Below are 22,629 nucleotides of genomic sequence, written 5' to 3' on the forward strand. Positions count from 1 at the left end.
AGAGTGATCAATCACTCGGGTTGCGGCGTTCTATGTCAGGCTGGGGATGGTGTCCAGAGCCAAAAACAAAAAATCACTGCAAGGGGATATCTTTTTTTATCGCCCCTTCAAATGCCTCTTCCAGACCGTCTTGGTCAGCGGTCGGCACGGCGTATTCCTCGCCAAACCACTTGCCAAGGTCGATGTCTGCGCAGCGTTTTGAACAGAAGGGACGGTAGTGTTTTTCCGCCGGTTTTTTGCAGATCGGGCAGCTCATGACAGCAGCGTGGCCGTTGCGATGCGCTCGCGTTTGCGCTGCAATTCATAATGGCCCAGCGGCGTCCAGCCGACCATGACCGTTTCCACAGAATCCGCCCGCAGCGCAGCGCGCAGACTGGCTTCAAAAGTACGGCGATCCTTTTTCGGCATCGGGGCCAGATCCAGCGTGATCTGCCCACCCAGCCCGCGCAACCGCAGCTGCTGGGGCAAGGCCTTGGCGGCGGCGATATTGGCCTGCAGCCCGGCGGCGGGCGAGGTGTCTTTGCCGGTGTTGATATCAACGGCGACCAGCGCGCGGGTCGGCTCCACATACATGTGCCCCCCGCCTGGCAATGACAGTTTCGCGCTGCGCAGCGCCTCCAGGGCATCCAGCACGCCGTGGGTTTCAAAGCTGCCCGCCTCTGTCACAACCTCCGCCGGCGCGGTCCATTCGCGCCAAGCCTGGGTGTGCGGTCCGTCGCCTTCGGTCAGTTTTTCCGCCGGACCATCCGCATCCGCCAGAATGGCCTGCGCCATGGCTTGCATCTCGGCGATATCTTCGGCGATCGCGTCCGGGTCCGCGTCAGCGCAGGCAGAACGCAGGATCAGGCCATGGCCCGTATCTTCCATCACCTCATGGGCGATTTCCTTGAGCGAATCGCGCAGATCATCGTCGCGGATGCTGCGGCTGACGTTCAGCCCCGGTGCATCCGGGGTTACAATCGCATAGCGGCTTTTGAACAGGAGCTTTTGCGTCACCGGGATCGCCTTGCCGTCTTCGGCATAGCCTGTCACCTGCACAAGCAGCGGCTGCCCGGGGGCCAGGCCTTTGACCTGGCGCAAAAATACATTGCCATCGGGCGTCGAAAGAAACATGCCGCCCTGCCCCTTCACCGGGCGATCGGCAATGGCGCGATAGATCGTGCCCGGGCGCGGGGCATCCTCCTGATCAATGAGGACATCTGACAGCACCCCATCCACCATCAAGGCCGCGGCTTCGCGCCCGTTGAGATGATCGAGGATGATTTGACGACCTTTCATGGGCGCTCCTTATACAGTGGATAGCCCGCTGCCGTCAGCAGCGCGGCGGTTTCGGCCAAAGGAAGCCCGACAATACCGGTGAACGATCCGCTGATCCACGGAATAAACGCCCCAGCAGGCCCCTGAATGGCATAGCCACCCGCTTTGCCCTGCCAATCATTGCTGGCCAGATAGGCGTTCAGCTCGTCATCAGACAGGCGCTTCATCTTGGCTTGGCTGACAACATCGCGCTGCCAGAGTTGATCGCCCCGGCGCAGGGCAACCGACGTGATGATGCGATGGCGACGTCCGCCCAGCGCCGTCAGAAACGCAGCTGCTTCGCCGGCGTCCGCCGGCTTGCCCATAATGCGACGGCCCAGCGCCACGGTGGTGTCCGCGCAGAGTACAATGTCATCCACCTCCGCGACAACAGCGGCGGATTTTTCGCGGGCAATGCGCGCGCAATAGGGGCGCGGCAATTCACCCGGGCGCGGGGTTTCATCAATATCGGGGGGGCGGATGTCATCCGCAGTGACGCCAATCTGCGCCAAAAGTTCGCGACGGCGCGGGCTGCCTGACCCGAGGATTAACTTCATATCACCGGACCTATGTAACAGCCGCGCCGACGGGGCGCTTATTTAAAGCGATAGTTGATCCGACCCTTGGTCAGATCATAGGGGGTCATTTCCACCTGAACCTTGTCACCTGCAAGGACGCGAATGCGGTTTTTACGCATTTTACCTGCCGTATGTGCGATGATCTCATGGCCGTTTTCCAGCTCGACCCGAAACGTCGCATTTGGCAGGAGTTCCTTAACGACACCGGGAAATTCGAGCAGTTCTTCCTTAGCCATGGTCTCTCCTATATGTGGCACCCGCGCATTACGGGCGGCCCCTTAAATGGGGGCATATGCGCTGATTTACAAGGGCTTTCTGCCCAATCACACGATTTGTGAGGGCGGGCGGGCGTTTCACCCCGCGTTTTGTGCAAATCTGCTCAAGGCGCAGGGCGCGCGGCCCTCGTCAGCACAGGATAATGGTAGCACAAATTCGAAATCTTTCCAGTCAGGGGCGTTCATGCGCCACAAGCGCGCGTGCAAGCCGGGCATAATCCTGCGCTTCTGCTTGATTACCCCGATCGGCCTCGACCTTGGCTGCCGCCAGATAAAGCGGCGCTTTTTGTGCCTGCGGCGTATCCTCCTCAAGCGCTTGACGGATTTGCGCGGCAATCTTGGGGTGCTGCGCCATGTCATTCTGCGCGGCAAAATCCGCCAAAGCCTCATGCGGGTTGCGCGCCGGCGTCAAAGTCACAGGCACATGGCACAGATCCCACAAGGCGCGCATCCCTGTGTCGGCTGGCCAGCGGGTCAAGGCCCGCTTCAGCAAGCGGGCCGCGTCGGCCCTGCGTGCCGCCAGCATCAGCGCGCGCGCATGGGCCCGCTGCGGGCCACGCTCTTTAGGAAAGCGCTGCGCCAATGTGGCCCAAATGCTGCAAGCCTCATCCGTCAGGCCAGATCGCGACAGCGCTGCCGCCAGCAGCTCCAGCGTCGCGCGGTCATCCCCCATGCTGTGCAACAGCCCCGCCAAACGCTGAACGCAGCGCCGCGCCTGACCGGCCGCCAACAACGCGCGCGCATGAATCATCTGATGCGCCGCCGACAGGTGCGCGCCTTCGTTGATGGCCCTGTCATAGGCGGCCACAGCACGATGGCACTGGCCGCGCTGCCAATGCCGCTGCGCGATTTCGCGGTGATCATGCGGCGGGCTTTGGATCTCGTGAAATCCACAATGTTTCTGATCGGTCATACGGCCCCTCTGCGCTATTGCAAGGCGCAACTTGTCAGCAAATGACAAAGAAACCGTTAGCTGCTGCGCTCTCGTGATCCCCAGTTTTCACGCAGCTTTTGCAAGATTTCGTCGCGAGATTGACGATAGGCAATCAGCTTTGCATCGCGGGTCTCGCCCTTGGCCGAAGGGTCAGATATTGGCCAGAACTGTACCTCCAAATGATAACATTTGGTCAGCTCTTGCGCCTTGGCGTGACTTGCCGGGGTGAGCGCCACGATCAAGTCAAAGCTCGAGAGCTGATCGCCCCATTGCTCCATTTCCTCAAACGACCGCGAGCGGTGGCGCGACAGCTCCACATCAATTTCGGCACAAACGGCAATGGCAAATCCGTCGATTTCCAGGTCGTTCTGCAACCCCGCCGACTGCACATAGGTATCGGCGCCAAAGAGCTGTTTCATGATCCCTTCGGCCATGGGCGAGCGCACGGCGTTATGATCACAGCAGAACAAAATGGATTGTGGGAGCGGCTTTGGCATCCTCAGCCCCCAAAATGCAAAACACAAATGAGCGTGAACAGGCGGCGCGCCGTATCGTTGTCGATCTCGGCCTTGTCCTCCAGCCGCTCTGTCAGGATGCGCGCACCTTCGTTGTGAATGCCACGCCGTGCCATATCGATGGTTTCGATCTGGCTGGGGGGCATGGATTTCACCGCGTCAAAATAGCTTTCGCAGATCTGCCAGTAATCTTTTACAACCTGGCGAAAGGGCGACAAAGACAGGTGAAATTCCGCGGCCTTGTCGCCGGCATCCGTGGCCAGATCGAACACAAGGCGCTTGTCTCGGATGGCCAGCTCCAACTGATATGGGCCCTCGGGCACAGCGCGATCAGCGCGCTGGGGCAGCGCAAAACTGTTGTTTTCAATCAAATCGAACATCGCAACGCGCCGCTCCTGCGCGATTTCGGGCGTGGGCGGTGGCAGGTTGCGGTCATCCAGTTCGATGCGGCTGATGCGGCTCATGGGGCATACCTTGATAGGGCGGATGGTTCAGACGTACCCCATGCCGAGGGGGCAAGCAATGCGGCAGCGCGCCATACGTAGAACTGCGGTGCGCGGTTGGCAGCGGGCTGCTTTTGCGTCACAAATCCTGAATAGGAGGCCCCATGGCAGATTATGGTATCTTTTCGCTTTCAGGGCAGCGCGCGCTGATCACCGGCAGCAGCAGCGGGCTGGGATTTGCGATTGCGCGACTCTTGGCAGAGGCCGGCGCAGAAGTCTGGATCAACGGCCGCGATGCCGCTGCTGTGGCCAAAGCCGTGCGCAGCATCGGAGAACTGGCCCATCCCGCCGTATTTGACGTGGCCGATCTCAGCGCCGCCAGCGCCACCTTAGAAGAGATCGCCAATGCAGGCGGGCTGGATATCTTGGTCAATAACGTCGGCATGCGCGACCGGCGCAGCCTGCAAGAATTTTCCCACGCCGATGTGCGCAAGATGATGGAGGTTGATCTGATCGCCCCCTTCATGCTGGCCCAGGCCGCCGCCGCGCAGATGACCGCGCGGGGCTATGGGCGCATCGTGAATATTTCCTCAATCGCAGGCCTCATCGCCCAGCCCAATGACGCCGCCTATACCACCGCCAAGGCCGGCATCAACGGCATGACCAAGGCGCTGGCCGCCGAGCTGGGCCCGCAGGGCGTGAGTGTGAACGCCGTCGCCCCCGGTTTTTTCAAAACCGCCCCCAATGCCAAAGCCGCCCAAGACCCCGCGCTGGCCGCGCGGCTGAAAGCCGCCTCCTCGGTCGGGCGCTGGGGCACCCCCGACGAGCTGGCCCCCGCCGTCCTCTTCTTCGCCTCCCCCGCAGCGTCCTTTGTGACCGGTCAAATACTGGCGGTAGACGGCGGATACGAGGCGCATTTTTAGAGGGCGGCTTTAGAGCGTTCGCCGCAGCGCTGCGAATGGCAGGAAGGAGGCCAACGTGCCTGATGCTGCGCGCTTATTAAACGACGGCTATGATAGCAAAGGCATGAAGTGGGGAAGTGCCAACGTATAGAAGGAAGCTGACATACCCGCCTTCCTCGCCTATCGTTTGTTCAATGACCTTCTTTTGGACACCACAAACGGACCATGAAAAGTATCAGCATTGAAACTTGCGAAAAACTGCCAGCAAAGGACGAACTGAACGGCATTTTGTCGCAGTATTATGAGCTAATTGTACAGCGCATGCGGGCCATCGGGTTCGACATTGATCTTGCGGCACCGAAAAGCGCACTCGCTGAATTTTGGGCAAACTCGGATGACTACTTGCCTCCAAAGGGATGCTTGGTCATTGCCCGCTCTCCGGAGGGCGAGATCGTCGGCTGTGGTATGATGAAGTGTCTGGGGCCAGATACCGGGGAACTCAAAAGGGTTTTTGTCACTGAGAAAGCCAGAGGTACGGGGACTGGACGCGCGTCGATCGAGGCGCGGGAAAATGTGGCCCGGAAAATGGGTCTCAAACGGCTGATCGCGGATACGCTCACTCCGAATGTGGAAATGAGAGACCTCTACCCAAAGCTTGGCTTTGTGGAGTTGGACGCACCGATAGAAACGACAACATATAAAGACCAACCGATGTTGCGGCCGCATCTGCACTATTTTGCCAAAGACATTTGAGACGTCCTCAGCGGCGGCGCTCCTTGCCCCGGGCTTCCGATAAGACCTGCCGTAAGCAGCCGTTGGCGCATCCGCAGCGAAAGCCCGGTTTGTCCCGCACAACCGACATAAGCGCACGCTTTCAGAGAGCCCAGCTCTCACCATCCCCACGGCGCAGAGATTAGGCGCCCTCGTTCAGGGACTTTAGCCGCGCTGTGACAGACAGGCCGTGCGCTTCTAGGCTTTCGCTTTGGGCCAGCGTTTCGGCTGCTGGGCCGATGGCGCGCAGGCTGGCGAGGGACATTTTGGACAATGTGGTGCGTTTGACGAAATCCATCACCGACAGGCCAGAGCTAAACCGGGCCGAGCGTGCGGTGGGCAAGACGTGGTTGGGCCCGCCGACGTAATCGCCAATGGCTTCGGGGGTATATTGTCCTAAGAAAATCGCCCCGGCGTGGGTGATTTTTTCAGACAGGGCATCTGGATCCGCCACGCAGAGTTCCAGGTGTTCTGGCGCGATCCGGTCAGACAATGCGGCGGCTTCATCCAGATCTTTGACCGTGATCACAGCCCCAAAATCACGCCAGCTGGCCCCGGCGATTTTGCGGCGTTCCAGCGTTTCAAGCCGCTTGTCCACAGCCGCCGCAACCGCGCGGCCAAAATCCGCATCAACGGTGATCAGCAAAGACTGCGCGCTTTCGTCATGTTCAGCCTGGCTCAGCAGATCCAGCGCGATCCAATCAGGAGTGTTGTCTTTATCGGCAATCACCAGAATCTCCGACGGACCGGCGATCATATCGATGCCAACCTTGCCAAAGACACGGCGCTTTGCGGCGGCGACAAAGGCATTGCCCGGGCCGGTGATTTTATCAACCGGCGCGATGGTTTGCGTGCCATAGGCCAGCGCGGCCACAGCTTGCGCCCCGCCGATACGGTAGACTTCGTCAACCCCGGCCAGTTTCGCCGCGAACAGCACCAAAGGATTGACGATGCCATCTGGCGTGGGCACCACAATCGCCAAACGCCCCACCCCGGCGACCTTGGCAGGAATCGCGTTCATCAAGACCGACGACGGGTAGCTGGCCAAGCCGCCCGGCACATAAAGCCCCGCCGCAGACACCGGCGTCCAGCGCCAGCCAAGGGTGGCCCCGCTGTCATCTGTCCAGCTGTGATCTTGGGGCAGTTGTTTTTCGTGATAGGCGCGGATGCGCGCGGCGGCGAGTTCCAGCGCGGCGCGATCCGCCTCGGACACGTCAGCGCAATAGCGATCAATCTCGGCCTCGGAGAACCGCATGCTGTCTGGCGTCAAGGACAGCCGGTCAAATTTTTCCGTCAGCTCCAATACCGCCGCGTCGCCGCGCGCGCGCACATCGGCGATGATATCAGCCACAATTGCGTCAACATCCGGGCTGTCTTCGCGCTTTGCGCCAAGCAATGCGGTAAACCGGGTCTCAAAATCCGTATCAGAGGTATTTAGAAACTGTGGCATCAGGCTCTCCTTTGCGCTGCTCTTAGCCTTGCTTGCGCCAAGCCTCAAGAGATTAGGCAGGCGGCGGCGCGCAGAGGGTCTTTGTCATCGGTTGCCCGTCGGTGGAATAGCAGGCGACGCGCGCGCCACTGATCTGCCAGCCGCGCCGTTCGTAAAACCCCTGCGCGGTTCTTGAGCTGACCAGCTGCGCTTCGGTGCATCCGAGCGCGACAAGCTCCCGCTCCATCGCTTTCAAAAGGGCCGCGCTGTGCCCCTGCCCCTGCGCGCCCGGGGCGACGTAGAGCAGAAGAATTTCGCCATTGCGGCGATAGGCCCCCACCGCGCAGAGCGCGTGATCTTGCTCGGACACCCGCAGCTCTGTGCCCGTTGCCATCCAGCTGCGCACGTCCGAGGCGCACTTGCCACGGGTCCAATGCGCCAGATGGGCAGGGTCATTCTGGTGATCTGCGCTGCAAAGCTCGGTGATGGACGCGATCAGCAAGCGACTGATCGCCTCGGCATCCTCTGGCGCTGCGGCGCGGATCATCGGCTAAAGCTTGTGCTGCGGCACCTGCCGCGAGGGGGCCACATAGGGGCGCGTGACATCTTTTAGGGACACTTCCAGCGCCTCAACATCCAGCCGCAAAGCGCCATCTCCGGCCAGCGTCAGCAGAACGGCCCCAGCGCCGTCTTCGCCCGGCTCAAAACGCACGGACAGCAGCGACAGGATCGTATTGGCGTCGCTGCGATCCACGCCTTGGCTGGCGACTTTCAAAACATTTTCAAACAACAGAACAGATTGCACCCGCTCTGCGGCGCGGGCGCGTTTTGCGGCATTCTCTGCGTCTTCCCAGCGGAAACGGTTGAGCAGAATGGCAAAGCGCTGCTCCTTGCTGCGCCAGGTCATTTCACTGGCCGGAAACACTGCGTCCTGCGCCAAAGCAGAAATGATCTGCAGATCTTCGCCGTCCAGCGCGCCAATGTTTAGCGGCGCTTCGCGCCCGTCTTCAAACCGTGCGTCTTCACTCATGTGCCTGTCACCCGTTCCACAAGCGCCCCGACGCCGGTCAGCTTGCGCACCAGACGTTCATAACCGCGATCCAAATGATAGACGCGGTTGACCAAAGTTTCCCCTTCGGCGGCAAGACCAGCAAGGATCAGCGACACCGAGGCCCGCAGATCCGTCGCCATGACTGGCGCGCCCTTGAGTTTTTCAACGCCATGCACCGTCGCGGTGCCGCCGGACACTTCGATATTTGCGCCCATACGGCCAAGCTCCGGGGCGTGCATGAAGCGGTTCTCAAAAATCTTTTCTTCCAAAACCGAGGTGCCCTCGGCGGTGCACATCAGCGCCATCATCTGCGCCTGCAGATCGGTTGGGAAACCAGGGAATGGCGCCGTGACCACATCCACCGCTTTCACGCGGCCGTTTTTGCGCGCCACTTTGAGGCCGCGCGCGGTTTCTTCAATCGAAACACCAGCCGCGTCGAGCTTTTCGCAAAACGCCCCAATCAGATCGATGCGCCCGCCCAGCAGCTCAACCTCACCGCCGGCAATCACCGGGGCCAGCATATAAGTGCCCAATTCGATCCGGTCCGTCACAACCGGGTGGGTCGCCCCTTTCAGGCGATCCACACCCTGCACCACGATGGTTGGGCTGCCGTCGCCTTCGATCTGCGCCCCCATAGCGCGCAGGCAATCGGCCAGATCCACAATCTCGGGTTCACGCGCGGCGTTGTTGATCACGGTTGTGCCCTTGGCCAGCGTTGCCGCCATCAGGATGTTTTCGGTCGCGCCGACCGAGGCAAAGCGCAGCTCCATTTCCGCGCCCTTAAGGCCCCGCGGAGCCTTGGCGTGCAGGTAGCCATCCTTCAACTCAATCTCGGCCCCGAGTTTTTCGAGCCCATAAATATGCAGATCCATCGGGCGCGCGCCAATGGCGCAGCCGCCGGGTAAAGACACCACCGCATGCCCAAGTCGCGCCAGCATTGGCCCCAGCACCAGGTTGGAGGCGCGCATTTTGCGCACGATTTCATAATCAGCAACGTGGTTGTCGATATTATGGCTCGACATCGCCAGCACCTGCCCGTCGGACAGCGCGGACACCTCAGAGCCAAGCGACTGCAAGAGCTGCGTCATGGTCTTGATGTCCGACAAGCGCGGCGCATTGGTCAGCGTCAGCGGTTCTTCGCTCAGCAATGTGGCAGGCATCAAGGTCAGGCAGGCGTTCTTGGCCCCCGCGATGGGAATTTCCCCGTTCAGCGGGCCATTTCCCTTCACCAAAATCGAATCCATTACGTTTGCCCTTTGCTTTTGTTTTCCGCCTCATCCCCGGCATCCTGCGCTGAGCGCGCCTTGGCCTGCGCCTTGCGGCGGCCCATATTTGCCTTAAGCGCGGCCTTCAACCGTTCTTCGCGAGTCTGGGCTGTGCTACCCTTTGCGGAGGGGGATTTATTGCTTTTCATAGACTTTCAATACATGAGGCAAAAAAAACATTCCAGATGCCCTTGCGCCGTCTGAAAATTGAGTCTAATCACCGCGCCACGGTCAACGGGCAACAGGCCCCAGACCATCGGTTAGCTGCTGTAGCTCAGTGGTAGAGCGCACCCTTGGTAAGGGTGAGGCCGGGAGTTCAATCCTCCCCAGCAGCACCATCTTTCACCCAACGATAAAGACTTTGAAAAAGACTTTGGATCGCAATTCATCGCGTATCGCCCAAACCCATGCCGCGCGCTCTGGACAAATCAGGCGTGCTCATGTCCCTTGTCTCCAGACCATCATTTGGAACAAGGACTTGATCTCATGAAGTTATTTCTCGCCTCTGTTGCCCTTTGCCTCAGTGCTATGGCCGGGCTGGCGCAAGATGCCGTGACGCGCACAGAGCTGAGCCGCCATCCGCTTTCTGGCGTGGCGGGCATGGAAGTTGTGAAAAGCAAAATGGTGCTTTTGAAAGGCGCAAAAATTCCGTTTCACACCCATCCGGGCGACGAACATGCGATTGTGGTCGAAGGCGGGTTGATGGCGTTGCCCAATGGCGAAATCGTCGAATTTGCCGATGGCACGCCGCTGTTTTTTCCAGAACGTGACGTGCATGGCGGGCTGACCGCGCAAAGCGACACACCGATTGTGGTATACACAACCCATATCGTGCGCGCAGGGGAGCCAATGACGGTTTTGGCAGAGTAACCGCTGCGCAAAGGGGGATGACATGACTGAAACAACAGGAGGCGTTGGCGTTTTCGGTTTGGGCCGTATGGGCAGCGCAATTGCGCGGCGCTTTGCGGCTGAGGGGCATGACGTTGCATGTTGGACCCGCAGCAACCGCGCCCTTGATGGCATCCCCAGCGCGCCGGACTTACCCAGTTTGGTGGCGCAAAGCGACACATTGGTTCTAAGTCTTTATGACGATGCGGCAGTGGCTGAGGTCTTGGACCAGCTGCTGGCCTGTGATCTATCCGGCAAGCAGATCATCGAGACCAGCACCGTGGTGCCTGATGTCGTAAGATCCCGCATCACGCTGATCACCGCAAAAGGGGCCAGCGCCGTGGACGCGCCGATCTCTGGTGGTCCAGAGCTGGTGGCTGCCGGCAAATGCGGCGTGTTCGTTGGCGGTGATGACGCTGCCGCCGCGCGCGCCATTGCCAGTTTGGCGACCCTTTCTGACCGGGTGTTTCACGTCGGCCCCCTTGGGGCTGGGCTGGCTATGAAAACCATTAACAACAGTATGCTGCAGATTTATTTTGCAGGGCTGGATAGCCTTATGCCCATGGCGCAGCGGGCTGGCTTGCCGCTGGAGACCGTGCTGCGCATTCTTTGCGGTGGCCCGGCGGGCATCCCGATGGTCGCCGACCGCATTGATAAGATCCTTGGCAAAGACCCGGAGGTTGGTTTTACCCTTAGTGCGGCTTTGAAAGACGTCGGAGTTTTTGAGCGCGTGGCGCAATCTTATGGGATTGAGGTGCCGATCCTAACGTCTTTTGCTGAGCGCACCCAAGAGGCCATCGACGATGGACTGGGCGAGGCGGACCCGGCCTTGATGATTGCCCGCGCCTATGAACGTGGTGCCCAGAGCTAGGGGAAAAACAAGGCGCGCGTTCAGCAGGCCGCCATCAGGCGATAGACGATCTGCGCGGCGGTGAAATCCCAGGCGGCATTGCCGTCGGGGGCAAGCTCCACCACATCAAGGCCAACGCAGCGCCGGTCTTTCAGCGCATGTTCGACCAAGCGCAGCGCCTGATAATAGCCCAAGCCGCCGGGCACGGGCGTGCCGGTTGCGGGCATCTGGCTGGGGTCCAGCCCATCCACATCAAAGCTGACATAGATGTCTTCTGGGAAATCGTCGGGCAGATCGACGGCATGGATATTGCCGACCACCAGTTCTTCGGCGTCTTTAAAAAACACGTTGTGCGCGGCGCGGCTGTCGACCTCTTGCTGGCACAGCGCGCGCACGCCAAATTGCGCAAGGCGCACGCCCTCCTCGGACAGCAGATGCATGACCGATGCATGGCTGTGTTTATTGCCCTGATAGGCGATGCGCAGATCGGCATGGGCATCAATCTGAACGATGCCGACCGGGCGACCCAAGGCGCGCGAGACGCCCATGACCGCGCCATAAGAAAGTGAATGTTCCCCGCCCAGCGTGACGGGGATTTTGCCCGCTTTGACCGCCGCCTCGGTGCGGGCCGCAAGACGCTCCATCACCTCTGGCAGCCCGCCGGTGCAATCCACCGGAGCCTCGGTGTAAATACCGGCGGCGCACGGCTCTGCGCCATTGGTGATGCGCTCAAGCTCATTAGACGCCTCGATGATGGCAGAAGGGCCATGTTCGGTGCCGGAGCCATAAGACACCGTGCGCTCAAGCGGCATGGGGATCACTCGGAATTTTGCGGTCTCGCTGCGCTCAGCGGCGCTGAGTTCACTGTCCAGAAAAATGCTCATGACAGGCGGCCTTTGAAGTCTTGGTAGGAAAAGGATTTCACGATGCGCAAATCATCGCTGTCGCTGTGCCAGAGGGCAATGGTCGGCAGCGGCACGCCATTAAACGTATTGGTTTTCACCATCGAGTAATGCGCTTGATCGAGAAAGGCAAAGCGCTGGCCAATGCTGAGCGGCTGCGCCCATGTGTAATCGCCAATCACGTCGCCAGCGAGGCAGCTTGGCCCGCCGAGGCGATAGGTTGTTCCGGCCGCGGCCTCATCCATCAGAGCCGGACGATATGGGGCCTCGATCACATCAGGCATGTGGCAGGTGGCCGAGATATCGGTAATGGCAATGGGCATCGCATTCTCAGCGACATCAAGAACCTCGCCCACCAGAATACCCGCGTCCAGCGCCACGGCTTCGCCCGGCTCGATGATGACATCAAGGGCATATTTGCTGCGGATGTCTTTCAGCAGATGTATCAGCACATCGCGATCATAATCGGCGCGGGTGATATGGTGGCCGCCGCCCAGATTGAGCCATTTCAGATCTTTGAAATAGCGCTGCAATTTGAATTCCACCCCGGACCAAACGCGCAAGAGCGGGTCAATCCCCTGCTCGCAAAGCGTATGGATATGAATGCCATCCACGCCGCGCATCGCCGCAGGGGTCAGCTGGCTGATCGGGGTGCCAAGGCGTGAACAGGGCGCGGAAGGATCGTATTTGGCGACCTCTCCGACCGAGATTTCAGGATTGATGCGCAGGCCAACCTGCACGCCTGCTGCCTGGCATTTGGCCAAGAAGCGATCTTTCTGCGCCGGGCTGTTGAAGATCACATGATCAGACAGCGCGATGATCTCATCGATATCACTGTCTTTGTAGCCGGCGCAAAACGTGGCGACCTCGCCGCCGTATTCTTCGCGCGCGAGCCGCGCCTCATAGATGCCACTGGCGCAGGTGCCGGGCAGATACTGCCGCACCAGCGGGGCCAGCGAGAACATCGAAAAGGCCTTGAGCGCCGCGAGCACCTTGGCACCAGAACGATCGGAGACGTCTTTCAGGATCTTTAGATTACGCTCCACCGCTGCGGCGTCGACCACAAAACAGGGCGAGGGCACGCGCGACAGATCAAAGTCGCGGAACGCACCGGGATCGCCGGCTTGGGTGGTCATCAGATCGGTCATCGCGCGGCTCCTCAATGGTGGGCTGGGGGCCTGCCCCCAGACCCCCGGAGTATTGTGGAAAAGGTGAAATGGACCCGTCAGAAATCGACGGGACCGTCCAATTCGTGCACCTGCCAGGGCAGGCCATGTACATTCAGCATGTCCATGAAATCATCTGGATCAAGCTGCTCCATGTTCCAGACGCCCGGCTCTTTCCAATTGCCTTTCAGCACCTGCGCCGCGCCAATCATCGCCGGCACGCCGGTGGTGTAGGACACAGCTTGGGAGCCGACCTCTGCGTAGCATTCTTCGTGATCGCAGATGTTGTAGATATAATAGGTCTTTTCGCCGGACCCATCCTTGGCTTGGCCGGTGGCGATATCACCGATACAGGCCTTGCCCTTGGTCAGCGCGCCCAGATCACCGGGATCGGGCAGCAGGGTTTTCAGGAACTGGATCGGAATGATTTCCTTGCCATCGTGCATCACCGGATCAATCCGGGTCATGCCGACGTTTTCAAGCACTTTGGCATGCATGATGTAAGCGTCGCCAAAGGTCATCCAGAAGCGGGCGCGCTCGATCTCTGGGAAATGGGTTGAGAGCGACTCCAGCTCTTCGTGATACATCTGGTACATGTTTTTCACGCCAACGCCGGGAAAGTCGAACTCCACCTTCGTGGACATCGCCGGGCTGGTCAGCCATGCGCCATTTTCCCAATGGCGCACTTCGGCCAGCACTTCGCGCAGGTTGATTTCCGGGTTGAAGTTGGTGGCAAAAGCCTGGCCGTTGTCACCGCCATTGGCGTCCAGAATGTCGATCTGGCGAATGGTCTCAAGCTTGTGTTTCTTCAGCCAGGTCGCAAAGACCGAGGTCACGCCCGGATCAAAGCCAGAGCCAAGGATGGCGGTCAGGCCCGCCTCTTTGAACTTGTCCTGATAGGCCCATTGCCAATGGTATTCAAACTTGGCGACATCCTCGGGCTCATAGTTGGCGGTGTCGAGATAGTGGCATCCTGCTTCAAGGCAGGCGTCCATCAACACAAGATCCTGATAAGGCAGCGCCAGATTGACCAGCAGCTCTGCGCCGCTTTCTTTGATCAGCGCGACGGTGTCAGCCACATTGTTGGCGTCAAGCGCGGCGGTTTTGATCGTGACGCCCGTGCGTTCAAGCACCGACGCGGCAATCGCATCGCATTTTGATTTGGTGCGGCTGGCCAGGGTAATATCGGTGAAGATATCGCTGTTCATCGCCATTTTATGCACGGCAGCGTGGGAAACGCCCCCTGCCCCGACAACAAGTGTCTTACCCATGTTCATGTCCTCCGTAAGAGAGCGTTATTCGTAATACGTATAGCCGTTGATGGAATCGCGGTAGGCGCCCATCAGAACCTTGCGGTCCTTGGATTTCAATGCGCCGGATGAAATCGCTTCGTCCACCATGCGGCGGAAGGCGGCGACGCAATCCTGCGGATCAAATTCAACATAAGACAGCACCTCGGAAATGGTGTCGCCTTCTTGTTCGTGCAGCAGATCAAAGCCGCCGTCAGCGCGCAGATCGATGGTGACAACATTGGTGTCGCCAAAGAGATTGTGCAAATCGCCCAGGGTTTCCTGATAGGCCCCCACAAAAAACGCGCCCATGTAATAGGGCTTATCCTCGGGCAGCGTATGCACAGGCACGCTGGAGCTGACGCCATCGGCGAGAATAAAGCGATCGATCTTACCGTCACTGTCGCAAGTAATATCAGACAGCACAGCACGGCGATCGGGCGCTTCGTTCAGCATTTGTAGCGGCACCAGCGGGTGCAGCTGATCAATCGCCCAGACATCCGGCAGCGATTGGAACAGCGAAAAGTTGCAGTGGTAGATATCCGCGAGCCGCGCCATCTGCTCTTCGGAAACCTTGATGTCGTCAAAGGCCGCGTGATGTTTGATACGCGCCATGATGTGCAGATAGATCCGCTCGGCCCGGGCCATCTGGCGCAGGTTGATATAGCCACGATGGAACAGCGCACGCAGCTCATTGCGATAGAATGTGGCGTCGTTCCAGCATTCTTGCAGCCGCTCCGCCGAGATATATTCGGTGATCGCCAAAAGATCGCTGATCAGGTGGTGATCGCCCTCTTCGACGGCAGGCGCGGTGGGGGCGTCATAGAGCGTCGCCTCCAGCACGTTAAAGATCAGCATGGAAGAAGTGGCGACAACCGCGCGGCCGCTTTCCGTGACAATGGTCGGGTGCTCAATGCCGGCACCGTCCATGGCATAGGCCACCGTTTCCACCACATTGGCGCAATATTCGCGCATGGTGTAGTTGATCGAATTTTCCGTTGCGCTTTTCTCGCCGGTATAATCGACGCCCATACCGCCACCAAGATCTAGGTGGGTCAGCGGCACGCCCTCTTGCGTAAGCTCAGTATAATAGCGGCAAGCTTCCGAAACCGCGCGGCGCACATCGTTCACATCGGGCACCTGGCTGCCCAGATGGCTATGCTGCAGCTTGAGGCAATGCAAAAGGCCAGCGTCGCGCAGCTTGTCCAGCACCGAAACCAGTTGATCGGTGTTCATGCCAAATGTGGATCGGTCGCCGGAACTCTTTTCCCATTTGCCGGTGATTTGGTTGGTCAGCTTGACGCGCACGCCGAGCATCGGTTCGACACCGAGCTTTTTGACCACCTCGATCACAGTGTCGGCCTCTTTGGGGCTTTCCAGCACGATCACGGTATTAAACCCGATTTTGCGCGACAGGATCGCGAGGCTGATGAATTCTTCGTCTTTCACGCCATTGCAGACAATCAGCGCATCTTTGGCGAGACGATGCGCCAGGGCAATGACCAATTCAGGCTTGGACCCAGCTTCGAGCCCATAGCTGTAGGGGGCACCAAATTCGACAATGCGGTCGATGACCTGTGCCTGCTGGTTTACCTTGATCGGAAAGACGCCGCGAAATTTGCCGCGATAGCCGACCCGGTCGATGGCATCCGCAAAGCTTTCGTTGATGTGGCGGATTTCGCTTTCAAGATAGGAGGAAACACGCAGCAGCATCGGCACAGCAACGCCGCGATCTTCCAGATCTTCCAGAATACCAGGCAGAGAAATCGCAGGTGCAGACGGATTCAATGGGTTCTTCAGGCAAATCTCGCCCTCGTCATTCACGACGATCAGATCTTTTCCCCATTTGTCGATCCCATAGATCGCATGCGGCACAGCGTGCGGATTGTTCAACCCAGTATCTCCTAAGACGTTTTATGGCACCAGATGGCGCCGTTTAGGTGCGAATCGAAATTTCTCCAAGGGGTATTTTCCTGCGCTGTACTTATTCTTTTCAGCGCCGCCCCTGTGTGGTTAACCTGCGACATCCTGCGGGGAAATCAAGGGGCTTGCAGGGTCTCTTCCTGATCCAGCAGGCTGGCAAGGCGGCGGGCCGCGTCCTTGAGCCGGTCGACATGTTCGACCGCACCTTCAAGTGGCAGGCGCTGTTCAGGACCGTGCACCGACAAAGTGGACACAAGACGCCCCTGAGAATTCATGATCGGCACAGCAATCGCGGTCATCCCGTCCATGAATTCACAGCGGTCCAGCGCATAGCCCAACGCGCGCACTTGCTGGATTTCCTCCATCAGCGCAGCCGGTTCGGTGATGGTGGCGGCGGTGCGGCGCTCAAGATTGGTGGAGGTGGCATAGTTCTTCAGGTGGCGGTTGTCCAAAGTGCTCAGGTACATCTTGCCAGAGGCCGTGCAGTAAAACGGCACGATGGTGCCGACAGGCAGCTGGATACGTAGCGGCCATTTGGTTTCCACCCGGTCCAGATAGATCATGCCTTCCCGATCCGGCAGCGCGATATTGCAGGTTTCGCCCACCTCGTCGGCCACTTTGGACAGCAGCGCAATCCGCGCCGTCCGAATGCGCAGCGACGAAATAATGCCGGTGGACATCTGCCGCAGGCGCAAGCCCGGCGAATAGCCGCGCCCGTCAATTTCGCGTTGTATGAACCCTTCGGCTTCCAGCGTGGAAAACAGGCGGTGGATGGTCGGTTTGGGCAGGCCAAGGTCCTGATTGACCTCTGTCGGCGTCACAGGCACCCCGGCCTTTGCCATGGCTTCCAGCACCAAAAGCAAGCGTAGATTTGTTGGAATGCCGCTTTCCTTGGTGCTGCCGTCTGCCATGAATGTCCCCTTGTTGCTGTCCTTTAGTTACCCGCTGGAATAAGGACAGTCGAGAGGGCAGGCACAAGTGCCACGATGATCCAAACGGTCAGAAGCGAGAAGAGATAGGGCACCGTATAGCGCAAGAGCCTAAAATAGGGCACGCCGGTGACGCCGGAGGCAACATATAGATTAAGCCCGTATGGCGGCGTGATGAACCCGATGGAGGCCCCGACGAGGAAAATCACCCCAAATTGCACCGGTTCGACCCCAACCGAATGCGCAATCGGCGCGAGGATGGGCGCAAGGATGATCGTCACCGGCAGCGACTCCAGCACCATGCCCGCCACGAAAACAATCGCCATCGACGTAAAGAGCACCGCGTAATAGCCGCCCATGCCGCGCACAAAGCCGCCAATGATTTCCTGCGCGCCGAGCACCGAGAGGATTTGCTGCATCACAACAGACACGGCAATCAAGGGCGCCAGAATTCCAGCGATCTGGGCTGAGCGCATGGTGATCGACGGCAATTCCAGCGGGCCAAAACCTTTGACGACCAGATACTCACCGATGCCCCTTTCGTTGAAAGGACGGTCCTCGGAGGGGCGGCCCATCAGGCGATAAATCGGCAGACTCAGAAAACCGACGATGATGCAGAAGCCGACCGTCACACCCGCCGCCTCTGTCGGAGAGAATTTGCCGGTATAGATGCCCCAAAGCACAAGGCCTATGGCAAAGAAGCCAAGCCACGCCCCGACCGCCGTCTTGAACACCCGCCCGAATTGCAGCTTGATCAGATACCCCCAACCGTTGCGCGTGCAGACCACAAAGGCCACCAGCATCATCGCGCCCACCATCATGGCGCCCGGAATAATACCCGCCACGAACAGTTCGGAAATCGGCAGGTTCAGCAAAAAGCCATAGACGATAAAGATGATCGAGGGCGGGATGATGATCCCGACCGTGCCGCCTGCCGCGGCTGTGGCCGCTGAAAAACGTTCATCATAACCACCTTTGACCATTTCCGGATGCAGCATCGAGCCAATGGTTGCGGTTGTTGCCGAATTTGATCCGGAAATTGCCGCGAACAGCCCGCAGGCCCCCAGCGAGGCCATCGCAAGACCGCCGCGCAGCCAGCCAAGGCAGGCATAGGCAAAATCAGAAAGCCGCCGCGCAATGCCCGACCGATTGATCAAATCCCCGGTCAGGATAAAGAGCGGCATCGCCAAAAGCGCAAAGCCATCCGTAAACACATCCGCCAAAGCCGAGCCGGTGTTGATCAGCGGCAGGCCAAGCACAAAGCTCATGCCGATGACCCAATAGCCGATCACCAAAAAGACCGGCACACCCAGCATGAAAAAGACCGTCACGCCGATGGAAATCAGTGTGATCCAAGTTCCGTCTGTCATAAATCCCCCTCAGCCCTGGCCGATTGCGGCCTGCTGAATCAGCGGGGCTCCGCTGCGCAGACTCTTGATATCATGCAGGTAATTTTCCAATGCGCGCGCAGCGATCAGCACAAACGCCAATGGCACCGAAACGAGGAACCACCACTGCAGAATATTGTCCGTGCCCAAGAGGATCTGAAAGTTCGATGCAGAATTGACCGCCACTTGGGTCGAGGTCGTGACAACGATCCAGCAAAACCCCATCCAAAGCGCAAAATCGAGCGACAGACAGAAGAACTGCAAACCGCGCGGCATGTTGGCGCGAAACTCGGCAAAGGCCAGGTGCGTGCGCAACTTGACGTTATAGGCACAGCCAAACCAGGTCATGATCAAGAAGAGAAAGGGCGGCAGGGTTGTCGACCAAGGGGCCTGCACGTTGAGAACAAAACGCCGGAACACCTCGACAAAAATAATGCCGCCAATCAGCAAATAGGTCGACACCATGACCGTGGCTTCGAAATTGCGTTCCGCCCAGGGGATAAATCTGTAAATCGCCAGAACCAGCGCGGCCCCCAAAACTGTGACAAGCGCCCCCATGACCCACGCGGCATCGGTCCCCAGGGCTTCGCTCATCATCCAGGCGTCATTTGATACAAATGCGCTGATGATCTCGCGCATATCATTGACAATATTAGCCATAATCCGTCTCCTCCCTGAGACCGAGCCTAACGCTTTTGTCGCATGTCGCTAGAAATTTGTCGGGGCGGCCATGCTGCCACAGCCGCCCCTTTTGGATTGGTATCAGGCCTTCCACCACCGGCGTGGCTCTACGTTTTCCGGCTTCATGTCGGCGGGCACTTCGCGGGCAACGCGGTGCAACTCGGTATATGTATCCATACCGCCGGCCCATTTGTTCAGACGGTCGCGCCATTGCTCCCAAGCCTGAGGCTGGAATTCGGGCGAACACATCTCTTCGGCCATTTTGATCTGATCTTCCGCCAGGAAGGCCGGACGCACGTTGTGTTCGTCAAACAAAGTGCCGGGCATCACCGGATCAGAAAAGCCGACGGTTTTGACCAGCGCCGCTTCGTTGGCGGCCTGCACATGCACCTGCGCCAGATAAGCGGATTCCATCACCGCGTCCTGCAAATGCCCATCAAGGCTGTCAAAAACCTTGGCCGACATCGATGTATGCTCGGTCCCGCAGAAGAACTTCAGATCCACCGATTGGGACACAACCGGAGACATGTTGGCATAGCCCACCGCCGAGGCCCAGGTTTCTGCGCCATCAATCAGGCCGGTCTTCAGGCCATCTAATGTCTCTTCCCAGGCCACAGGCACCGGGTTCAGGTTCAAGAGCTGCATTGCGATCCGGCCCAATTGGGTGCCCGTCACACGGTTCTTGGTGCCAAACAGTTCCTCAATCTTGGTGACGGTGGGTTTGTCGGCAAAGTTTGACCCCATCTGCAGGCCGCGCAGTTCACAATGGCTAAAGAGAAACTTCAGGCCGTGGCGCTTTTCAAGTGGCTCACGCAGGATCGCATTTGACTCCGGGCTATAGAGAAAATGGTACTGCGACGCCCGGCCCGGAAAGACATAGGCATAGTCCAGCACGTTGAGATAGGGCGCGCCCCCGGCAGAGTTCTGGGTGGATGCCGCATAGATATCCACAATACCGTTTTGGGTTTTCTCGACACAGGACAGCTGACCACAGATCTGGTTGTCACCGATGAATTCCACCCGAATCTCACCATCAGTGCGCGATTCAAGATCGCGCGCAAATTCCAGACAGCCCGCGCGCTCGATCAGCAGATTGCGGGCGTTAAACCCGGATGCGCCGAATTTGAGCGTGTGTTTGGCTTCCTTTGCATAGCGTTTGTCGTATGTGGATTCGACGGCTTTGGCCAAGGACGGCAGCGTCACCGCGCCGGTAAAGGCCCCCGCGGCCAGCAGCGTGGATGACATGCCATATTGGCCCGCCAGCCGGAACAGATCCCGGCGCGAAATCCCGCTGAGTTTATCAGACACTTTCATGAACTTTCCTCCCTGCGTTCACTTAATGCGTAATTTTTGAGACTTGCAGTATCATTTTTATTGAAATATGAATCAGATTGCAAGCGAAACATGAATTCGCACAATGCGACTGGGAGGAAAGCATGACGGCGGCGACAACAGATTACATCGTTATTGGCGCGGGCTCGGCTGGCTGCGTCCTTGCCAATCGTCTAAGTGCGGACCCCGCAAATACCGTGACCCTGCTGGAAGCGGGCGGGCGCGACCTTAACCCGTGGATTCACATTCCCGTTGGCTATTTCAAAACCATCCACAACCCATCCGTTGACTGGTGCTACAAGACAGAGCCCGACCCTGGCCTGAATGGGCGGTCGATTGAATGGCCCCGCGGCAAGGTTCTGGGCGGCTCATCTTCACTGAACGGGCTTCTTTACGTGCGCGGGCAAGCGCAGGATTATGATCGTTGGCAGCAAATGGGCAATCCCGGCTGGGGCTGGGCCGACGTGCTGCCCTTATTCAAACGCGCCGAAAACAACGAGCGCGGCGCAGATGAACACCACGGCAATGAAGGCCCGCTCTCGGTCTCAAACATGCGCATCCAACGGCCGATCACCGATGCCTGGGTCGCCGCCGCGCAGTCGGCGGGCTATCCGTTCAACCCAGATTACAATGGCGCGACGCAAGAAGGCGTTGGCTTTTTCCAGCTGACCTCAAAGAATGGTCGCCGCTGCAGTGCGGCTGTTGCCTACCTTAATCCGGTTAAACAACGTGCAAACCTGCGGATCGTCACCCATGCGCTGGCGCAGCAGATTTTGTTTGAAGGCACCCGCGCCGTCGGCGTGCGCTATCGCAACCGCAGCGGCAAGATGCAGACCCTGCGGGCCAACCGCGAAATCATCCTTTGTGGCGGTGCGATCAACTCACCGCAGTTGCTGATGCTGTCCGGGATCGGTGAGGCCGCGCAGCTGACAGAAAACGGCATCGAGGTGCTCAAGGATCTGCCCGGCGTTGGCAAAAACATGCAAGATCACCTGCAGGCCCGGCTGGTCTATAAATGCAATGAACCAACATTGAATGACGAGGTGCGCACGCTCTATCGGCAAGCCCTGATCGCGCTGAAATACGCACTCTACCGCGCGGGGCCGATGACCATGGCGGCCTCCCTTGCCTGCGGGTTCATGAAAACCCGCCCAGAACTGGAAACCCCAGACATCCAGTTTCACGTTCAGCCCCTGTCCGCCGAAAACCCCGGCAAGGGGGCTGATCCGTTTTCGGCCTTTACCATGTCGGTCTGTCAGCTCCGCCCGGAAAGCAAAGGTGAAATCCGCATCGTGTCAAAGGACGCAATGGTCTATCCCAAGATCATCCCCAATTACCTCTCGACCGAGACCGACTGCCGCACGATTGTCGAAGGCGTGAAGATCGCGCGCAAAATCGCGCGCCACGCCCCGCTGACTTCCAAAATCTCAGAAGAATATCGCCCCAATCCATCGCTTGATCTGGAGGATTATGATGGCACGCTGAACTGGGCGCGCAATAACACAGCGTCGATTTATCACCCGACGGGCACCTGCAAGATGGGCAATGATGCCAACGCCGTTGTGGACGCGCGCCTGCGCGTGCATGGCGTGACCGGGCTTCGCGTGGCGGATTGTTCGATCATGCCCGAAATCGTATCCGGCAACACCAATGCCCCGGCCATCATGATCGGCGAAAAATGCGCCGATCTGGTCCTGGAAGACACCAAGGTTTTGGCCTAGCGCCGCCAACGCCGCGTCGATTTCGCCCAATGCACGCTGTGCCATACACGCACGTTTTTTCTTTTCTTCGCTGCGCCTCTTTGTAATCTGCGCCAAGGAAA

Annotated in this window: 25 protein-coding genes and 1 tRNA gene; 6 read left to right on the plus strand and 20 right to left on the minus strand. The window is 58.9% G+C overall.

Going from position 1 to position 22,629, the window contains the following annotated elements; translation table 11 throughout:
• Window positions 1–73: 73 nt before the first annotated feature.
• From N6L24_RS11675 to N6L24_RS11705, 7 genes are all read right to left on the minus strand, one after another.
• Window positions 74–256 carry a DNA gyrase inhibitor YacG gene (locus tag N6L24_RS11675; protein ID WP_271844865.1) on the minus strand — a complete coding sequence of 61 codons (183 nt, stop codon included), beginning with the start codon at window positions 254–256 and terminating at the stop codon, window positions 74–76.
• Window positions 253–1,278, minus strand: a complete 1,026-nt coding sequence (locus N6L24_RS11680) for a ribonuclease E/G (RefSeq protein ID WP_271844866.1) — start codon at window positions 1,276–1,278, stop codon at window positions 253–255. The genes N6L24_RS11675 and N6L24_RS11680 overlap by 4 nt, the downstream gene beginning before the upstream one ends.
• On the minus strand, window positions 1,275–1,853 hold the full coding sequence (locus N6L24_RS11685; RefSeq protein ID WP_271844867.1) for a Maf family protein: 579 nt from the start codon (window positions 1,851–1,853) through the stop codon (window positions 1,275–1,277). The genes N6L24_RS11680 and N6L24_RS11685 overlap by 4 nt, the downstream gene beginning before the upstream one ends.
• A gap of 38 nt (window positions 1,854–1,891) precedes the next feature.
• Window positions 1,892–2,110 (minus strand): translation initiation factor IF-1, encoded by a 219-nt coding sequence (gene infA, locus N6L24_RS11690; RefSeq protein WP_007205486.1) that lies wholly within the window; start codon window positions 2,108–2,110, stop codon window positions 1,892–1,894.
• 211 nt (window positions 2,111–2,321) lie between these two features.
• A complete protein-coding gene (locus N6L24_RS11695; protein ID WP_271844868.1) occupies window positions 2,322–3,062 on the minus strand; it encodes a hypothetical protein in 741 nt (246 codons plus the stop codon).
• A 56-nt stretch (window positions 3,063–3,118) separates the two neighbouring features.
• Window positions 3,119–3,580 carry an arsenate-mycothiol transferase ArsC gene (locus tag N6L24_RS11700; RefSeq protein ID WP_271844869.1) on the minus strand — a complete coding sequence of 154 codons (462 nt, stop codon included), beginning with the start codon at window positions 3,578–3,580 and terminating at the stop codon, window positions 3,119–3,121.
• A 2-nt stretch (window positions 3,581–3,582) separates the two neighbouring features.
• The gene (locus N6L24_RS11705; protein ID WP_271844870.1) at window positions 3,583–4,062 is read right to left on the minus strand and encodes a UPF0262 family protein; all 480 of its coding nucleotides are present in this window, start codon (window positions 4,060–4,062) and stop codon (window positions 3,583–3,585) included.
• A 143-nt stretch (window positions 4,063–4,205) separates the two neighbouring features.
• On the opposite strand from N6L24_RS11705, the gene N6L24_RS11710 reads away from it, so the two are divergent.
• Entirely contained in the window at window positions 4,206–4,964 is a 759-nt protein-coding gene (locus tag N6L24_RS11710) for an SDR family oxidoreductase (RefSeq protein WP_271844871.1), read from the plus strand.
• A gap of 204 nt (window positions 4,965–5,168) precedes the next feature.
• A complete protein-coding gene (locus N6L24_RS11715; RefSeq protein WP_271844872.1) occupies window positions 5,169–5,696 on the plus strand; it encodes a GNAT family N-acetyltransferase in 528 nt (175 codons plus the stop codon).
• 160 nt (window positions 5,697–5,856) lie between these two features.
• Here the strand turns inward: N6L24_RS11715 and hisD are convergent, their stop codons facing one another.
• The 5 genes from hisD to N6L24_RS11740 are packed head-to-tail and all read right to left on the minus strand — an operon-like array spanning window position 5,857 to window position 9,608.
• Window positions 5,857–7,164 carry a histidinol dehydrogenase gene (hisD, locus tag N6L24_RS11720; RefSeq protein ID WP_271844873.1) on the minus strand — a complete coding sequence of 436 codons (1,308 nt, stop codon included), beginning with the start codon at window positions 7,162–7,164 and terminating at the stop codon, window positions 5,857–5,859.
• Window positions 7,165–7,216: 52 nt separating this feature from the next.
• The gene (locus tag N6L24_RS11725) at window positions 7,217–7,690 is read right to left on the minus strand and encodes a GNAT family N-acetyltransferase (RefSeq protein WP_271844874.1); all 474 of its coding nucleotides are present in this window, start codon (window positions 7,688–7,690) and stop codon (window positions 7,217–7,219) included.
• Between the two features lie 3 nt (window positions 7,691–7,693).
• Window positions 7,694–8,173, minus strand: a complete 480-nt coding sequence (locus tag N6L24_RS11730; protein ID WP_271844875.1) for a DUF2948 family protein — start codon at window positions 8,171–8,173, stop codon at window positions 7,694–7,696.
• Window positions 8,170–9,438 carry a UDP-N-acetylglucosamine 1-carboxyvinyltransferase gene (murA, locus tag N6L24_RS11735; RefSeq protein WP_271844876.1) on the minus strand — a complete coding sequence of 423 codons (1,269 nt, stop codon included), beginning with the start codon at window positions 9,436–9,438 and terminating at the stop codon, window positions 8,170–8,172. Before murA ends, N6L24_RS11730 begins: the two co-directional genes overlap by 4 nt.
• Window positions 9,438–9,608 (minus strand): hypothetical protein, encoded by a 171-nt coding sequence (locus tag N6L24_RS11740; protein ID WP_271844877.1) that lies wholly within the window; start codon window positions 9,606–9,608, stop codon window positions 9,438–9,440. The genes murA and N6L24_RS11740 overlap by 1 nt, the downstream gene beginning before the upstream one ends.
• Window positions 9,609–9,722: 114 nt before the next feature.
• On the opposite strand from N6L24_RS11740, the gene N6L24_RS11745 reads away from it, so the two are divergent.
• From N6L24_RS11745 to N6L24_RS11755, 3 genes are all read left to right on the plus strand, one after another.
• Window positions 9,723–9,797, plus strand: a tRNA-Thr gene (locus N6L24_RS11745).
• Window positions 9,798–9,945: 148 nt separating this feature from the next.
• Complete coding sequence (locus tag N6L24_RS11750; protein ID WP_271844878.1) at window positions 9,946–10,329, plus strand: cupin domain-containing protein; 384 nt, start codon at window positions 9,946–9,948, stop codon at window positions 10,327–10,329.
• 22 nt (window positions 10,330–10,351) lie between these two features.
• Window positions 10,352–11,218, plus strand: a complete 867-nt coding sequence (locus N6L24_RS11755) for an NAD(P)-dependent oxidoreductase (protein ID WP_271844879.1) — start codon at window positions 10,352–10,354, stop codon at window positions 11,216–11,218.
• A gap of 20 nt (window positions 11,219–11,238) precedes the next feature.
• Here N6L24_RS11755 and speB read toward each other — a convergent pair whose 3' ends face one another.
• From speB to N6L24_RS11795, 8 genes are all read right to left on the minus strand, one after another.
• The gene (speB, locus tag N6L24_RS11760; RefSeq protein ID WP_271844880.1) at window positions 11,239–12,081 is read right to left on the minus strand and encodes an agmatinase; all 843 of its coding nucleotides are present in this window, start codon (window positions 12,079–12,081) and stop codon (window positions 11,239–11,241) included.
• Window positions 12,078–13,247, minus strand: a complete 1,170-nt coding sequence (locus N6L24_RS11765; RefSeq protein WP_271844881.1) for a carboxynorspermidine decarboxylase — start codon at window positions 13,245–13,247, stop codon at window positions 12,078–12,080. Before N6L24_RS11765 ends, speB begins: the two co-directional genes overlap by 4 nt.
• 77 nt (window positions 13,248–13,324) lie before the next feature.
• Window positions 13,325–14,536, minus strand: a complete 1,212-nt coding sequence (locus tag N6L24_RS11770; protein ID WP_271844882.1) for a saccharopine dehydrogenase family protein — start codon at window positions 14,534–14,536, stop codon at window positions 13,325–13,327.
• Between the two features lie 24 nt (window positions 14,537–14,560).
• Window positions 14,561–16,447, minus strand: a complete 1,887-nt coding sequence (speA, locus tag N6L24_RS11775; protein ID WP_271844883.1) for a biosynthetic arginine decarboxylase — start codon at window positions 16,445–16,447, stop codon at window positions 14,561–14,563.
• A gap of 146 nt (window positions 16,448–16,593) precedes the next feature.
• Complete coding sequence (locus N6L24_RS11780) at window positions 16,594–17,388, minus strand: IclR family transcriptional regulator (RefSeq protein ID WP_271844884.1); 795 nt, start codon at window positions 17,386–17,388, stop codon at window positions 16,594–16,596.
• Between the two features lie 23 nt (window positions 17,389–17,411).
• Window positions 17,412–18,776 (minus strand): TRAP transporter large permease, encoded by a 1,365-nt coding sequence (locus N6L24_RS11785; protein WP_271844885.1) that lies wholly within the window; start codon window positions 18,774–18,776, stop codon window positions 17,412–17,414.
• Window positions 18,777–18,785: 9 nt separating this feature from the next.
• Window positions 18,786–19,454: a TRAP transporter small permease gene (locus tag N6L24_RS11790; RefSeq protein WP_271844886.1), complete on the minus strand. Its 669-nt coding sequence runs from the start codon at window positions 19,452–19,454 to the stop codon at window positions 18,786–18,788.
• Between the two features lie 102 nt (window positions 19,455–19,556).
• A complete protein-coding gene (locus N6L24_RS11795; RefSeq protein ID WP_271844887.1) occupies window positions 19,557–20,789 on the minus strand; it encodes a TRAP transporter substrate-binding protein in 1,233 nt (410 codons plus the stop codon).
• A gap of 122 nt (window positions 20,790–20,911) precedes the next feature.
• Between N6L24_RS11795 and N6L24_RS11800 the strand changes: the two genes are divergently transcribed.
• On the plus strand, window positions 20,912–22,528 hold the full coding sequence (locus N6L24_RS11800; protein WP_271844888.1) for a GMC family oxidoreductase: 1,617 nt from the start codon (window positions 20,912–20,914) through the stop codon (window positions 22,526–22,528).
• Window positions 22,529–22,629 lie beyond the last annotated feature (101 nt).

The sequence above is a fragment of the Cognatishimia sp. SS12 genome (genome assembly GCF_028369055.1).
Taxonomy (GTDB): Bacteria; Pseudomonadota; Alphaproteobacteria; order Rhodobacterales; family Rhodobacteraceae; genus Cognatishimia.